Annotated in this window: 13 protein-coding genes; 8 read left to right on the top strand and 5 right to left on the bottom strand. The window is 73.8% G+C overall.

Going from position 1 to position 14,864, the window contains the following annotated elements; translation table 11 throughout:
- Positions 1-5: 5 nt before the first annotated feature.
- Positions 6-455 carry a cell division protein SepF gene (locus OG509_RS09670; protein WP_327282719.1) on the bottom strand — a complete coding sequence of 150 codons (450 nt, stop codon included), beginning with the start codon at positions 453-455 and terminating at the stop codon, positions 6-8.
- 282 nt (positions 456-737) lie between these two features.
- On the opposite strand from OG509_RS09670, the gene OG509_RS09665 reads away from it, so the two are divergent.
- From OG509_RS09665 to OG509_RS09650, 4 genes are all read left to right on the top strand, one after another.
- Entirely contained in the window at positions 738-2,072 is a 1,335-nt protein-coding gene (locus OG509_RS09665) for a DUF5685 family protein (RefSeq protein WP_406181721.1), read from the top strand.
- 77 nt (positions 2,073-2,149) lie between these two features.
- On the top strand, positions 2,150-2,980 hold the full coding sequence (locus OG509_RS09660) for a DUF1684 domain-containing protein (RefSeq protein ID WP_406181719.1): 831 nt from the start codon (positions 2,150-2,152) through the stop codon (positions 2,978-2,980).
- Positions 2,981-3,128: 148 nt separating this feature from the next.
- Positions 3,129-4,004 (top strand): S1 family peptidase, encoded by an 876-nt coding sequence (locus OG509_RS09655; protein ID WP_406181717.1) that lies wholly within the window; start codon positions 3,129-3,131, stop codon positions 4,002-4,004.
- An 81-nt stretch (positions 4,005-4,085) separates the two neighbouring features.
- Positions 4,086-4,886 carry a hypothetical protein gene (locus tag OG509_RS09650; protein ID WP_406181716.1) on the top strand — a complete coding sequence of 267 codons (801 nt, stop codon included), beginning with the start codon at positions 4,086-4,088 and terminating at the stop codon, positions 4,884-4,886.
- Here OG509_RS09650 and OG509_RS09645 read toward each other — a convergent pair.
- Positions 4,819-5,679, bottom strand: coding sequence for an alpha/beta fold hydrolase (locus tag OG509_RS09645; RefSeq protein ID WP_406181714.1), 861 nt, complete (start codon positions 5,677-5,679; stop codon positions 4,819-4,821). The genes OG509_RS09650 and OG509_RS09645 overlap by 68 nt on opposite strands.
- A 116-nt stretch (positions 5,680-5,795) precedes the next feature.
- Here OG509_RS09645 and OG509_RS09640 point away from each other — a divergent pair, with 116 nt between their 5' ends.
- Positions 5,796-5,990: a hypothetical protein gene (locus tag OG509_RS09640; protein WP_406181712.1), complete on the top strand. Its 195-nt coding sequence runs from the start codon at positions 5,796-5,798 to the stop codon at positions 5,988-5,990.
- Positions 5,991-6,010: 20 nt separating this feature from the next.
- Positions 6,011-8,296 (top strand): radical SAM/SPASM protein FxsBH, inactivated beta-hydroxylase extension form, encoded by a 2,286-nt coding sequence (fxsBH, locus tag OG509_RS09635; protein ID WP_406181710.1) that lies wholly within the window; start codon positions 6,011-6,013, stop codon positions 8,294-8,296.
- Positions 8,297-8,378: 82 nt separating this feature from the next.
- Here the strand turns inward: fxsBH and OG509_RS09630 are convergent, their stop codons facing one another.
- Complete coding sequence (locus OG509_RS09630) at positions 8,379-8,936, bottom strand: TetR/AcrR family transcriptional regulator (protein ID WP_406187517.1); 558 nt, start codon at positions 8,934-8,936, stop codon at positions 8,379-8,381.
- Between the two features lie 204 nt (positions 8,937-9,140).
- Here OG509_RS09630 and OG509_RS09625 point away from each other — a divergent pair, with 204 nt between their 5' ends.
- Positions 9,141-10,547: a purine-cytosine permease family protein gene (locus tag OG509_RS09625; RefSeq protein ID WP_406181708.1), complete on the top strand. Its 1,407-nt coding sequence runs from the start codon at positions 9,141-9,143 to the stop codon at positions 10,545-10,547.
- Positions 10,548-10,622: 75 nt separating this feature from the next.
- The gene (locus tag OG509_RS09620; protein ID WP_406181706.1) at positions 10,623-12,272 is read left to right on the top strand and encodes an amidohydrolase; all 1,650 of its coding nucleotides are present in this window, start codon (positions 10,623-10,625) and stop codon (positions 12,270-12,272) included.
- A gap of 117 nt (positions 12,273-12,389) precedes the next feature.
- Here OG509_RS09620 and OG509_RS09615 read toward each other — a convergent pair whose 3' ends face one another.
- Both OG509_RS09615 and OG509_RS09610 read right to left on the bottom strand, forming a co-directional pair.
- A complete protein-coding gene (locus OG509_RS09615; RefSeq protein ID WP_406180113.1) occupies positions 12,390-13,598 on the bottom strand; it encodes an IS701 family transposase in 1,209 nt (402 codons plus the stop codon).
- A gap of 136 nt (positions 13,599-13,734) precedes the next feature.
- The gene (locus OG509_RS09610) at positions 13,735-14,829 is read right to left on the bottom strand and encodes a DUF3533 domain-containing protein (protein ID WP_406181704.1); all 1,095 of its coding nucleotides are present in this window, start codon (positions 14,827-14,829) and stop codon (positions 13,735-13,737) included.
- Positions 14,830-14,864 lie beyond the last annotated feature (35 nt).

Here is a 14,864-nt window from a genome sequence, read left to right as displayed (position 1 = left end):
CCTGCTCAGCTCTGGTTGAAGAAGTCGCGCGAGCGGCCGGCGGGCTCGCCGCTCACGATCTGGGTGTCGGCCGGGGTCAGCAGGAAGACCCTGGTCGCCACCCGCTCGATCGAGCCGCGCAGGCCGAAGGTCAGGCCGGCCGCGAAGTCGACCACGCGCTTGGCGTCGGCCGGGTCCATGGACGACAGGTTCACGATCACCGGGACGCCCTCGCGGAACAGCTCGCCGATGCCGCGCGCGTCACGGAAGCCGTCCGGGGTGACCGTCGCGATCCGCCGGCCCTGATCGACGGCCGACTCCGAGGCGACCTTGACCCGGGGGTCGGTGACCCACTGGTCGCCGGGGCCCGAGACGGAGCCCTGTGCGGCCTCCGCGTAGTCGTCGTCGTAGTAACGCTCGTCGTCGCTGTCCTCCACGAGACCCAACCAGGCACTCGCCTTGCGTACCGAACCCATGGACGCCTCCTTTCACCGCGGTCGGTTGTCTTCTCTCCGCTGCCCCTATGGTCGTCCATGATGCTGACAACGCGCCAAGTGGATAGCCGCCGCGCAGGGGTTTCGTGACGGTACTGGTGCAGAACATCCGTTGCACCGTCAAGCTTCCCGGCGGGTACCACTGCTGACTGAGTGAAAATACGACCGCTGCCGCCGTGTGGGTGACCGACACGGACGTACGGGTGAACGATCCCGCTCGATACGATGCGCATCACGCACGCGTATGACACACGGGGGACCGGTTTGTTCGGCATCGTCAGACCCTGCACGCACCGGCTGGGGGAGCGCTTCAAGACCGAGTGGATGGCCCATCTCTGCGGGCTGTGCCTGGCACTTCGCGCGGACCACGGACAGTTCGCCCGGATCGTGACCAACTATGACGGGCTGCTCGTCTCCGTTCTGACGGAGGCTCAGTCCGGACCGGCGCCCGGCTCCCGGCGCACCGCTGGCCCCTGCCCGCTGCGCGGGATGCGGACCGCGGCGGTGGCCAAGGGGGAGGGCGCGCGGCTCGCGGCCGCCGTCTCGCTCGTCCTCGCCTCGGCGAAGGTACGGGACCACGTGGCGGACCGGGACGGGCTGTTGGCCCGCGCGCCGATCGCCGCCGCCGCGCGCAAGGTGGCCCGCGGCTGGGACCGGGCCGGCGCCCGCACCGGGGCCTCGCTCGGCTTCGACACGGCCGTCCTCGTGGACGCCGTGGACCGGCAGGAAGGCATCGAGACGCTCGCCGGGCCCGGCACGCCGGTGCTCGTGGTGACCGAGCCGACGGAGACCGCGACCGCCGCCGCCTTCGCGCATACCGCGCAGCTGGCCGGACGGCCAGGCAACGCCCCCGCGCTGGCCGAGGCGGGCCGTTACTTCGGCCGCCTCGCGCACCTGCTGGACGCCGTCGAGGACCAGGCCGCGGACGCAGCCGCGGGCGCCTGGAACCCGCTGACGGCCACCGGGACCCCGCTCGCCGAGGCCCGGAGGCTGGCCGACGACGCCCTGCACGGCATCAGGCTGGCGCTGCGCGAGGTCGAGTTCGCGGACGCCGGGCTGGCCCACCGGCTGCTCGTGCACGAGCTGAAGACCTCGGTGGACCGGGCCTTCGGGGTCACCGGCTGCGCGCACACGGGCGGGCACACGGGCATGAACGCCGCGGGGCAGGGCGGCCCCGGGGCGCCGCCGCAGGGCCACGGCCCGGGCCAGGCGGGCCCGTACGGCAGCGGTCCGTACGGGAGCGGCGGTCCGTACGGCAGTGGCCCGTACGGCGGCCAGGGCGGGAATCCGTACGGCGGCGGCGCGGGCGGGCCCGGCGGCCCGTGGATACCCGGGCCGCCCATGGGCCCCGGCGGCGGACTGCCCCCGCAGAAGCCGCGCCGCGGACTGTTCGCCGGCTGCGCGGTCGCGATCGGGCTGTTCTGCACCTGCCAGCTGTGCTGCACCGACCACGAGGGCCCGTGGTCCCGCAAGAAGCGGGACGCGTGGTGCGAGGCCTGCGACTGCGGCAACGGCTGCCCCGACTGCAGTGGCTGCGGCGACTGCTGCAGCTGCGACGGGTGCTGCTGCGACGGCTGCGACTGCGGCTGCGACTGCTGAGGCCCGCTCAGATTCCGTGGGTCCGGACGGCGTACAGGGAGATTCCCGTCCGGGCCCGTGTGGAAGGGTTGAGCGGCATGAGCGATGACGCAGACGACGCAGACGATCCGAAGACCGCCTGGCGGAAATGGCACGAGCATCGGGTGGCTTCCGTGTCCGCCCCCTACGGCCCCCTCTCCCTCATCGGCACCCACTGGCTCTCGGACTACCCGGAAGGTCGAATTCCGGCCGTTCCGGGGCGTTGGCGCCCCACCGAGGGCGGGGTGGCGCTGAGCGCCTCCGCCGAGGACGGCCTCAGCCTCGACGGCGAGCCCTTCACCGGTGACGCCGTCCTCGCCGGCGACGAGGCCCCGCCCGCGCGCTCCCGCGTCGCCGCCGCCCACGACCTCCGGATCACCGTGATCCGGCGCGAGGGGGAGTGGGCGGTCCGGGTCTTCGACCCCGCCTCCGCGGCGCGCCGGGCCTTCGCCGGCATCGAGGCCACCCCGTACGACCCGGACTTCGTGGTGCCGGGGCGCTTCCGGCCGTACGGCGAGGACCGGACCGTCCAGGTGGCGAACGCCGACGGGCGGGCGCGCGGGCTCGGCCTCGGCGGCGAGCTGAGCTTCGCGTACCGGGGCGCCGGGCACACCCTCCAGGTCGCCGTCGACGAGGACGACGGCAGCCTCTGGGCCGTGATCGGCGATGCCACCGGGGGGAGCTCCAGCTACCGCTTCCGCTTCCTCAGGCCGGGGGTTCCGGACCCCGTGGACGGCTCGATCACCGTCGACTTCAACCGGACCGTGCTGCCGCCCTGCGCCTTCGCGGATCACTTCATCTGCCCGTTCCCGCCACCGGGGAACACCCTGCCCTTCGAGGTCGCGGCGGGCGAGCGGAGGCCGAAAGATGCCCTTGCCGCCCGAATCTGACGCCGAGACACTCCCGACAGCGCCTTCCGGGGGCTTGTCAGGGGCACGACGAAATCCTGTGCGCCCGCCGTACCCCCGGCTGCGCCTCACGGGCTCCGGCGCCCCCCACTGTCCGCCGGGCCCCCGATCCCTCCCGGGAGGACGAGAAGTGAGGATCAAGAGCATCACCCGTACCCGGCTGCTCGCCGTGGCCGCCGGCCTGGCGGCCGTCGCCGGGCTCGCCGCCCCCACCGCGGCGAGCGCGGACAGCGGCTTCAGCGCGGCGCGGCTCGCCGCGGCCGGAGCCTCCGTCCAGCGTGCCGACGTCGCCGGCACCGCCTGGTACACCGACCCCGCCAGCGGAACCCTCGTGGTCACCGCCGACTCCACCGTCTCCGCCGCGGACCTCGCCAGGATCCGTACCGAGGCCGGAGCCGACGCCGCGGCCCTGCGCATCGAACGCACCCCCGGCAAGCTGCGCAAGCTGATCTCCGGCGGCGACGCCATCTACACCTCGGGCTGGCGCTGCTCGCTCGGCTTCAACGTGCGCAGCGGGAACACGTACTACGTGCTGACCGCCGGGCACTGCACCGACGGCGCCGGCACCTGGTGGACGAACTCCTCGCACACCACCACCGTCGGCTCGACCGTCGGATCGAGCTTCCCGACCAACGACTACGGCCTGATCAAGTACGCCAGCAGTTCGCCGGTCCCGCCCGGCACCGTCGGCAGCCAGGACATCACCAGCGCCGCCAACGCCACCGTCGGGATGTCCGTCACCCGGCGCGGCTCCACCACCGGCACCCACGGCGGCTCGGTGACCGGCCTCAACGCCACCGTCAACTACGGCGGCGGCGACATCGTCTACGGCATGATCCGCACCAACGTCTGCGCCGAGCCCGGCGACAGCGGCGGCCCGCTCTACTCCGGCAGCCGCGCCATCGGCCTGACCTCCGGGGGCAGCGGCGACTGCACCTCGGGCGGAACCACCTTCTTCCAGCCCGCCGTCGAGGCCCTCAACGCCTACGGCGTGAGCGTGTACTGACCCGACCGCCCTACGGCACAATGAGCCCCCGCCCAACTCATGGGCGGGGGCTCGCCTTTCGGGGGAAACGGGGTAGCGCGCATGGTCAGTGCACCTTTAGGGCGGGGCGGCTCCGCACCCGACGCGCAGCGGCGGATCCGGCGCAACCGCTGGCTGTTCACCGCACCCCTCGTGCTGCTCTGCCTCCTGGGCGCCGTACTCGTCTGGGAGATCGTGCGCGGGAACATATCCGAGGCATCCCGCGGCCACTGGCCCTGGCGGCTCCAGCTGATGAGCCCCGAACCCCTCGCCAGCCTGCTGGCCGTCGCGGCCGGCGCCGTCCTGGCCCGCGCCCAGTACGCGCGTACGGTACGGCCCGCACTGGGCTGGCGGGCCGAGTTCGTGGCGGGCCAGCTGCCGGGCCCCGGTAAGGACTGGAGCGTCGGCGTCCTCAACGGCGGCCAGCACAACGTGGTGGTGGAGCACGTGGACTACCGGCTGACCCTGGCCCGCGACCCGGCCGCCGGGCAGCCCGGCGAGGACGAGGGGTGGACGAGCCTGGCGGGCGTCGGCGAGCGGCTGGCCGCCGCCGGACTGCGCGCCACGGTGGACTTCCGCCTCGTCGGGATGGGAGCGGGATACCCGCTCGTCGCCACCGGTACCTACGAGACCGTCGGCGTGGGGGTGTTCTCGAAGCGGTTCATCGACGAGGTACGGGCCTTCCACATGCGCATCCAGGTCGTCGACAGCGTCGGCGACACCCACGAGCGGATCGTCCAGTGCCTCGAAGGTGCCCGCGAGGCGGTCGTCGCACCCGTCGAGGAGGCGCATCCCGTCACCGCAGCCACTCCAGGGCCTCCGGCTGCGCGTACTGGGCCGCGAAGTGACCGGCCCCCGGCTTGAGTACGGCGGTGCTCCGGTCGATGTGCCCGGCCAGCCAGCGGAAGTGCCCCAGGGGGGAGAAGGCGTCCTCGGCGCCGTGCCACAGCAGGACCCGGCCCGGGATCGAACCGGGGTCGAAGCCCCACGGCCGGCAGAAGGCCAGGCTGTCGTCCAGCCACCCGTACGCGGAAGTGCGCAGCGCCTCGCGGTAGCCGTCCATCAGCGCCCGGTGCACATCGGGGTCCGAGAGCACCGGCAGGTCGGCTTCCGACAGCTGCGCCCGCAGCTCCTCCAGCAGCCTGCCCGGATCGCTTCCGATCGCCGCCGCCCGGGGGGTGAGCCGGCGCTCCAGGGCCGCCGGGTCGCGGGCGGCGAGGGCGTAGTGCTCCGCGTTGTGGGCGGTCATGCCGGCGAACCAGTCGAGCCCGGCCCCGCCCCAGGGCGCCAGGCTGACCAGGGCTGCCGTCCCCGTCACCCGCTCGGGGAGCAGCGCCGCGCAGGCCAGGGCGTGCGGACCGCCTCCGGAGCGCCCCACCACGGCGAAGGTGTCCAGGTCCAGGGCGTCCGCCACGGCGGCGGAGTCCGCGGCGGCATCGGCCACCGTACGGCCGCGGGCGCGGTCGGAGTCCCCGTAGCCGGGCCGGTCGTAGGCGAAGAAGCGGATGCCCGGACAGCGCTCGGTGATGTCGCCCAGGGCGGTGCCGAGGCGGCTGCCCGGGGTGCCGTGGTGCAGCAGGACGGGCAGCCCGTCCGGGTCCCCCCAGTCCTCGGCGACGAGCCTGCGGCCGTCCCCCGCCCTCACCTCGACGCGCACCACGCCTCCGCGGTCTACCGGCTCCCTGCGGATGTCCCTAGTCTCATCCCGACAGCTCTCTCGAAGTCCTGCTCGATGTCCTGATGGAAGCACAGCCACGACCCGGAGGGGGAACCGTGACGACCATTCAGAACCACCATCCCGCAGCGATACCGGTGCACGGGGAGCACGACGGCCGGCCCTCGCGGGCCTCCCTCGCCTCCCTCGCGGCGCGCGGGGGCGCGGAGTCCGACCGGCTCATCGACCGGGTGCTGCCCGGCCGGGTCGCCGCCCCCGAGGTCCGGACGGTCACCTTCAACTCCTCCCTCTGAGCGGGGGCGCCCGCGTCGCGATGGAGTCCACCGGGGCCGGTGCCGCCGCAGTCCTGATCCCGTTCCGCGAGTTCGTGGTCAAGGTGCACAGCAGATGCGATCTCGCATGCGACCACTGCTACATCTACGAGCACGCGGACCAGAGTTGGCGGCAGCGGCCCGCAGTGATCCCCGCGGCGGTCGTCGAACGCTTCGCGGAGCGGCTCGCCGAGCACGCGCGCGCCCACGCGCTGGCGTCGGTGACCGTGATCCTCCTCGGCGGCGAGCCGCTGCTGGCCGGACCCGCCCGGCTGCGAGGGCTGTGCGAGGCGCTCACCCGGGCCCTCGACGGGGTGGCGGGCCTCGATCTGCGCGTGCACACCAACGGGCTGCGGCTGAACGAGTCGGTCCTCGCGCTGTTCGCCGAGTACGGGGTGGGCGTCGGGGTGTCCCTCGACGGGGACCGCGCCGCCAACGACCGGCACCGCCGTTACGCGAACGGCCGCAGCAGCCACTCCCGCGTACTCGCCGCGATCGGCCTCCTCGGCGAGGACCGCCACCGCCCCCTCTACCAGGGGCTGCTGTGCACGATCGACGTGCGCAGCGACCCGGCCGCGGTGCTCGACGCGCTCCTCGCGCTCGCGCCGCCGCGCATCGACTTCCTCCTGCCGCACGCCACCTGGGAGGCGCCCCCGCCCCGCCCCGACGGGCGCCCGGACGCCTACGCCCGCTGGCTGCTGCGGCTGTTCGACCACTGGGACGGCCTGGGCCGGCCCGTGCCCGTACGGCTCTTCGACTCGCTGCTGAGCACCCTGCGGGGCGGGCCGAGCCTGACCGAGTCCCTGGGCCTGACCCCCACCGACCTGGTGGTCGTCGAGACCGACGGCACCCTGGAGCAGGCCGACTCGCTCAAGACCGCCCACGAGGGCGCCGCCGCCACCGGCTTCGACGTCTTCCGGCACGCCTTCGACGAGGTGGCCGCCCACCCCGGCATCCGGGCCCGGCAGCTGGGCCTCGCGGGCGTCAGCGCCGAGTGCCGCGCCTGCCCGGTGGTGCGCTCCTGCGGCGGTGGCCTCTACGCACACCGGTACCGAGCCGGGAACGGCTTCGACAACCCGTCCGTCTACTGCGCCGACCTGAAGGCGCTGGTGGAGGGCGTCGAGCAGCGCACCGCCCGGGCCTCCGTCGCGGCCGAGGCCACCGAGCCGGCCGCGCTCGCGGCCGCCCAGCAGGAGCTGACCCGGGTGCTGCTGGTCCGGCTGAACGCGGAGCTGGAGGGGCGAGGCGATGCGGACTGGCGGCGCTCCTGGGAGCTGGTCACGGCCGTCGAGGCCGAGGCGCCGGACGCGCTCGACGCCGTACTGGACCACCCGTACACCCGCACCTGGCTGCTCGCCGCCCTGGACGCCGTACGGCAGGGCGGGCCGCCGCGGGTGCCGCCCGGGCACAGGCTGTCCGCGCTGGCCGCCGCGGCCGTGGTGCGCGGGAGGCTGGAGCTGCCCGCGCTCGTGGTTCACGGGGGCGGCGGGCTGTATCTGCCCACCCTCGGGCTGCTGCGCGCGGACCGGGGGCGAGCCGAGGTCCGGGCCGCTGCGGAGGGGTTCTCCGTACGGGGGGAGGGCGGCGGCGTACGGACCTTCGGGCCGGGCGGGGAGGCTGCGGACTGGCAGCCGGTCCGGGTCCTGGCGGCGGGCGGAGCCGGGGCGGGCGCGCCTCCGGCGCCCCTGGCCCTGGAGGACCTGGACCCCGACCGGGGCTGTTTCGCCCTGCCGCCGGCGCCGAGGCTGGACGCGACCGGGGCCGAGCGCTGGGAGCGTCGCCTGGCCGAGGCCTGGGAGCTGCTGCACCGCACGGTGCCGGCGTCGGCGCGGGAAACGGCGGCCGGGCTGACCACGCTGACTCCGCTCGCGGGCGCGGCGGTGGGTGCGGGGGCGGCGGGGGAGGACGTGCGGCGCGGGCCCGGCTCGTTGGGAGTGCCGCTGGGCGCGGGCGTACGGGAGACCGCGCTCGCGCTGCTCACCGGCCGGCGGCGGGCCCGGCTGCGCGAGCTGACGGAGGTGGCCGACCTGTACGCGTCGGACGGGGAGTGGATGCACCCGTCCCCGTGGCAGGAGGAGCCGGTGCCGGTGTCGCGGCTGCTGGCGGACGTGCACGCGGCGGTGGCTGCGGAGACGTTCCGCCGGGCGGGCGGCGGGCCCGGCGGCGGGCCCGGCGGCCCCGGCGGGATCGAGCGCGCCCTGGACCGGCTCGACGGGGCGGCGGAACTGACGGTGAGCGGCAAGGCGGTGGTCGCGGCACTGCGCCGGGAGTTCGCATCCGAAGTATGAGCAGCCCTCCATGGAGGCCCTGCCGACGCAGGTCGTGAACGCGTACGCCGGCCGGTGCGCGCCGAGCGGCTGGCGGTACGTCCTAGATGTGCGGGACGAGCAGGGCCGCCGCCGAGTGGGCCCGTGCCAGGGACGCGGCCCGGTCGGCGCCGCGTTGCCCGAGTACCACGCGGGTGCTCAGCCCGTCCAGCAGTGCGAGCAGTTCCGAGGCGCGGGCGGGCACGTCCAGGGCGGCCGCGAAGCGGCCCTGGTCCACGCCCTTCGCGAGCAGGGCCTCCAGGTCCCGCTGCCAGCCGTCGTCGATCTCCTGCTGGGCGGCGCGCAGGTCCTCGTTGGCGGGGGTGCGGGCCCACAGTTCGATCCACAGGGTCCAGCGCGGATCGCGCGGACCGCGTGGCAGGTAGAGCTCCAGGAAGAGCGCTAGCTTGCGGTGCGCGGTGACCCGGCGGGCCAGCAACTGCGCCCGCTCCGCGGCGAGTCGGTCCTCGCTCCAGCGCAGGGCGGCCAGCAGCAGCCGGTCCTTGCTGCCGAAGTAGTAGAGGATGTGGCCGCCGCTGGTGCCGAGCCGCTCCGCGAGCGCGGACATGGTGAGCTCCGCGAGCCCGCCCTCGGCGATCGCCGCCATGGCCTCTTCCAGCATCCGCTCCTGGGCGATCCGCCCGTCGCGCCGCCGCGCCGACCCCGCCGCTCCCGCCACCCCGTGCCGCCTTCCCGATCTTCGTGGCCCGACCTTATCCCGGACAGGGTCTTGACGAGGTCCCGATCGGCGGCGCATCTTGAATGCCATTCAAGAACTTAGAACGTCATTCAAGGTTCAGTGAGTCCACAGTCAGGGGTACGGCGCATGACGCAGCAGGAGACGACGGCCGACGTCGACGAGGTGTTCCGGGTCGAGACCCACGGCATCGACCCCATCCCCGACGCCGAGCGGCACGGCGGCGCCCAGGACCTCTTCTGGCTCTGGTTCGGCTCCAACCTCACCTTCACCTACGTGATCAACGGCGCCCTCGCCGTGGCCTTCGGCCTCTCCTTCTGGCAGGCCACCGCCGTCGTCGTGATCAGCGGACTGTCCTTCTTCGCGGTCAGCGCCGCCGGGCTCAGCGGCATCCGTACCGGCACCGCCACCCTCGTCATCTCCCGGGCCGCCTTCGGGGTCCGCGGGAACTTCCCGGCCGGCGTCCTGAACTGGGTGGTGAGCATCGGCTACACCATCGTCAACACCGTGGTCGGCACCCTCGCCCTGGAGGTGTTCTTCGCCGAGGTCGGCCTCGGCGAAGGCACGGCGGTACGGGCCCTCGCGCTCGGGATCACCCTCGCGCTCACCTTCGCCGTCGCGATGTGGGGTCACGCCACCGTGCAGTTCGCCGAGCGCTGGATGGCCTACGTCCTCGCCCTCGGCTTCGGCGCGCTGCTCGTCTTCCTCCTGCCCGGCGCCGAGACCGCCGCCCCGGCCGGCGCCGGCGCCCCGGGGCTGTCCGGCTGGAGCCTGGCCTTCGTCGTGATGCTGGCCGGGCCCTTCTCGTACCTGCCGATGCCCGCCGACTACACCCGCTACCTGCCCCGGACCACCTCGCTGAAGTCGATCACCTGGATGGGGGCGCTCGGCGGATTCGTCTCCTCCGTCGCCCTCGGTGTCGCCGGGGTCGCCGCCGCCACGCAGACCGACATGACCGACGCCGTCGCGGGGGCCGAGAGCCTGCTCCCGGGCTGGTTCAAGCCGGTGTTCCTGGCCCTGGTCCTCGGTGGCTCCGTCACCAACTCGATCATCACCCTCTACTCCTCCAGCCTGAACCTCCAGGTCCTCGGCATCCCGTGGAGCCGCGCCCGCGCCATCGTGATCAGCGCCGCGGTCACCGCCGCCGGATCGCTCGCCGCGCTCTTCCTGACCGACTTCACCACCTCGCTGCTCTCCTTCCTCTCCCTGCTGATCATCGTGTTCGCGCCCTGGGGCGGGGTCTTCCTCGCCGACATGCTGATGCGCCGCTGCCACTACGACTCCGACGCGCTGCACGCCGGGAGCGCGGGCGCCTACTGGTACCGGGCCGGCTACCACCCCGCCGGTATGGCCGCGCTGCTGGCCGGCATGGCTTTCGCCGCGCTGACCTGCGATTCCGAGCTGTGGACCGGCCCGCTGGTGGCCCCGCTCGGCGGCGCCGACCTGACCCTGCTCGGCTCGGTCGTCTCCGCGCTCACGTACTGGGTCCTGGGCCGTCTCTCGGGCCGGGTGCCCTCGTACGTTCCCGCCGCCTGACCCCGTTCTCCCCGTACCGCCACCGCTGCCCCCCCCCCCTGCCCCCTCTGCCCCCTCTGCACAGGAGCGCCACCCATGCCGCACCCGTTCCCCGCCGACCTGCTGCTCACCGGAGCCCGGATCCACACCGTCGACCCGGACCTGCCCGAGGCCGAGGCCCTCGCCGTGTCCGACGGCCGGATCGTCTGGCTCGGCCCGGACGCGGAGGCCGCCGCCTGGGCCGGGCCGGACACCGAGCGGATCGACGCGGCCGGCCGGCTGGTGCTGCCCGGCTTCGTCGACGCCCACAACCACGTCCGGCTCGGCTCCGACGACGCCTGCGTACAGCTCGCCGGGGTGCGCACCCTGGAGGCGATCCTCGACCGGATCGGGGCCTGGCGGGAGACCCACCCGGACGCCGGGTGGATCGAGGCCGAGGCCTTCGACTACTCCGCGATACCGGGCGGGCGGATGCCCACCGCCGCCGACCTCGACCCGGTCACCGGGGAGGTCCCGGCGATCGTGCTCTCGTACGACGTGCACACGGCCTGGCTGAACACGGCCGCGATGCGCCGGCTCGGGGTCGCGAAGGACCGTACCGACCTGCCGTTCGGCACCGCGGCCGTCGACCCGGAGACCGGCGAACCCACCGGCTTCGTCAAGGACTTCGCGATCAAGGGGCTCTCCCGGGACGGCCACCGGGCACTGCGCGAGCTCGGCGTGCCGTGGGCCTCGCCGGACCGGCAGTACGGGCGTCTCGCCAAGAGCCTGGACGACGCGATCGGCTTCGGCATCACCACGGTCGTGGAACCGCAGAACTCCCTGGACGACCTGGAGCTGTACGAACGGGCCCGCGCCGAGGGCCGGCTGCGCTCGCGGATCGTGGCGGCGCTGTTCCACCCGCGCGGCACGACCGAGGAGGAGCTCGACGCGTTCGCGGCGGCGGCCCGCGCGTACCCGGGGGACCGGCTGCGGGTCGGGCCCCTCAAGCTGTACATCGACGACGTGGTCGAGCCGCGCACGGCCGCGCTGCTGGAGCCGTACACCGGGTGCGGGGCGCACCGGGGTGAGACCTTCTACCCTGCCGAGGAGTTCGTGGAGCTGCTGGCGCGCCTCGACGCGCGCGGGTTCCAGTGCTTCGTGCACGCCACGGGCGACCGGGGGATCCGTACGGTCCTGGACGCCGTCGAGCACGCCCGTACCGTCAACGGGCCGCGGGACGCGCGCCACCAGGTGGTGCACGTGGAATGCCTGGATCCGGCGGACGTGCCGCGCTTCGCCGAACTCGGCGTGGTGGCCTGCATGCAGCCGAGGCACTGCGCGCCGGAGATCGCCGGGCCGGGCCAGGACTGGGCGGAGAACGTGGGCGAGGACCGCTGGCACAAGGCGTGGCCGATGCGGAGCCTGGCGGGGGCGGGGGCGGTGCTGGCGTTCTCCAGCGACTGGAACGTGGCCGAGATGGACCCGATGATCGGGATCTACACGGCGGTCACCCGCCGCCCGCTGGACGGCGGAGACCCGTGGCAGCCGGCCGAGACGGTGGACGTGGCGACGGCGGTGTACGGCTACACGATGGGCTCGGCGTACGCCAACTTCCTGGAGGCGGACCGGGGTTCGCTGACGGTGGGCAAGGCGGCGGACTTCGTGGTGCTGTCCCGGGACATCCTGGCCGTGGCCCCGGAACGGATCCCGGGCACGGTGGCCGAGACGGTGGTGGTCGCGGGCGAGGTGGTCCACTCGGCCTAGTAGTGCTTTGTTACGTGGTGTCGTAGGGCTGCCAGGGGGTGGGTTGTCGGCAGGTGGGGCAGGTGCCGGTCCATGTGGCGAGTAGGTGTTGGAGGAGGTCCAGGGCCTGGTAGAGGGTCAGGCCCTGGCAGGGGCTTTTGGGGTCCTCCGCTGTTCGGTGAGGAACAGGTGGGCGGCCGTGACGAGGGTGACGTGGCGGTGCCATCCGGTGAACGAACGTCCCTCGAAGTGGTCCAGGCCCAGGCCCGTTTTCAGTTCGCGGTAGTCGTGCTCAATCTGCCATCGGGCCTTTGCGAGGCGGACCAGGTCTTTGGCGGGAATGTCGGCGGGCAGGTTCGATATCCAGTACCTCACCGGCTCTGTTTCCCCCTCGGGCCACTGGGCGATGAGCCAGGTGAGGGGGATCGTCCCGTCAGCGGCGGGTTTGGGCCGGCGGCCCGCGAGGCGGACCCGCAGGAGCACGAAGTGCGAGCTCATCGCCGCTTTCGAGCCCTTGCGCCAGGTCAGGGTCCGTCCCGCGCGGCGGCCGGCGGCCAGTACGTGGTCGTGTAAGGAGAGGGGCCGGGTGCGGTAACGGGGCAGCGGCCGGGGGCCCAGCCCGCCGTATGCGGGCTGGTGTGGTTCGGCCCCCTCGCCGTGGGCGGTCATCTCGGCTCTGGCCTGCAGGACGTAGGCCAGGCCTCGCTCTTCGAGGCCGTGGCGGAAGTCCGCGTTCGCTCCGTAGCCGGTGTCCGCGACCAGCACCGCGGGCCGCAGGCCGATACGGGCGAGTTCGTCGAGCATGTCCAGCGCGAGCTGCCACTTGGGGCGGTGGTGGACGCTGTCAGGGATCCGGCAGGCCTTGCGCCGTGCGGCCGCCTCGGGCCCGTCCCATGCGGCAGGCAGGAACAGCCGCCAGGACAGCGGGCACGAAGCCGTGTCGGAAGCAGCATGGACGCTGACGCCGATCTGGCAGTTGCCGACCTTGCCCAGCGTGCCGGAGTACTGGCGGGCCACCCCGGGCGAGGCGGTGCCGTCCTTGGGGAAACCGGTGTCGTCCACGGCCCAGACCTCGGGCCGCACCGCGGCCACGGCCCGCCAGGCCAGCCGGGCCCGGACGTCCTCGACCGGCCAGGTCGAGGACGTCATGAACTGCTGCAACCGCTGGTGATCGACACCGAGGCGTTCCGCCATCGGCTGCATCGACTTCCGCCGGCCGTCCAGCAACAGCCCCCGCACATAGAGCAAGCCCTTCTCACGCTGGTCCCGCCGCACCAGCGGCGCGAACACCTCGGAGATGAACTCCTCCAACCGGACCCGAACCGCAGCAAGCTCCCCAGCCCTCATACAACCAGCGAACTACCAGAGACCCGACCTGACAAGACCAGCTAACAAAGCACTACTAGGCCGTGTCTTTCGGATCAGGTCTCCGGGTGGTCATCGGGGGCGGCGAGCAGCCCGCTCTTGTCGCCGCCCGGGGTGCTCATCGGGCCGCTGCCCCCTCACCGGACGGCGTGTCCTCGGGGAGCCCGCTGCCCACGGCGAGGCCCGGGCGGCCCCTGCGGAAGACCGCGCAGGCCACGGTGACGGCCGAGCCGAGCACCGCCCAGGCGGCCAGCACCAGCATCGGCCCGGCCGCGGCGTTGCCCTTGAAGTACGTGATCGAGCGCGCGGCGTACGTGCCCGCGCCCGGTGGCAGCGCCGGGCCGATGGCCCGCCAGAACGGCGGCAGCAGCGGGTAGGGGTAGGCGCCGCCCGCGCTCGGATTGCCGAACACCACCACCAGCAGGATCGCCAGGCCGATGCCGACGACGCCCGCCACCCCCTGGAAGGCCAGGGTGATCGCCCCGACCGCGAAGACGACCAGGGTGCCGAGTCCCCACAGGGCCATGATGCCGCCGGGCAGCGCGCCCAGGACCGGGCCCGCGATGACCGTGCCGAGCAGCCCGGCGGCGATCGCGTACAGCAGCAGCGCGCCGAGCCGGATGAAGGCGCGGTGGGAGTTGGCGGGCCGCGCTCCGGCGCTGATCGCGAGGATCGCGGCGCACAGGTAGCCGCCGACGCACCAGCCGATGACGAGGTAGAAGGCGCTCAGCCCGCGTGCGTCGCCCGCGGCGGCCGGGGCCACGTCGACGACCCGGACGGCCCGGCCCCGGGCCTGCTCGACGCGGCCGACGACCTGTTCGATGGCCTGCGAGAGCGAGGCGCCCGCGCCGCTCGCGACCAGCAGCCGGTCGGTCGGGCCGGCCGGGTCGATGACCAGCGCCCCGTCCGCGTCCCGGTTCTCCACCTCCGCCGTCGCGGCCGCCTCGTCCTTCACCGCGTGCGGGTCGAGCGGTTTCCCGGGCAGGTCGGCGAGCTGCTGCGCGGACTGCTCGGCGACCGGCCGGACGGGGGCGGCCACGGCGATCGGGATCTCGCTGGGCACGGGCCGGTGGAAGGCCCCGATGTACGAGGTGATGAAGGCGAGCTGGAGCGCCAGCACCCCCACGAGCAGCAGGGCGGCCCGGACGGTCACGGCGTCCTTGACCTCGGCGAGGAACCCGGCGGGCGGAGGCGGGGAGGTGGGCTGGGTCATGTCTCACACGCTCGGCGTACGGAGGGTGGGGCGCA

Origin of the sequence: Streptomyces sp. NBC_01006 (genome assembly GCF_045162725.1) — a bacterium.
In the GTDB taxonomy this organism is placed as follows: domain Bacteria; phylum Actinomycetota; class Actinomycetes; order Streptomycetales; family Streptomycetaceae; genus Streptomyces.
This window is presented reverse-complemented; position numbering and strand designations above follow the sequence as displayed.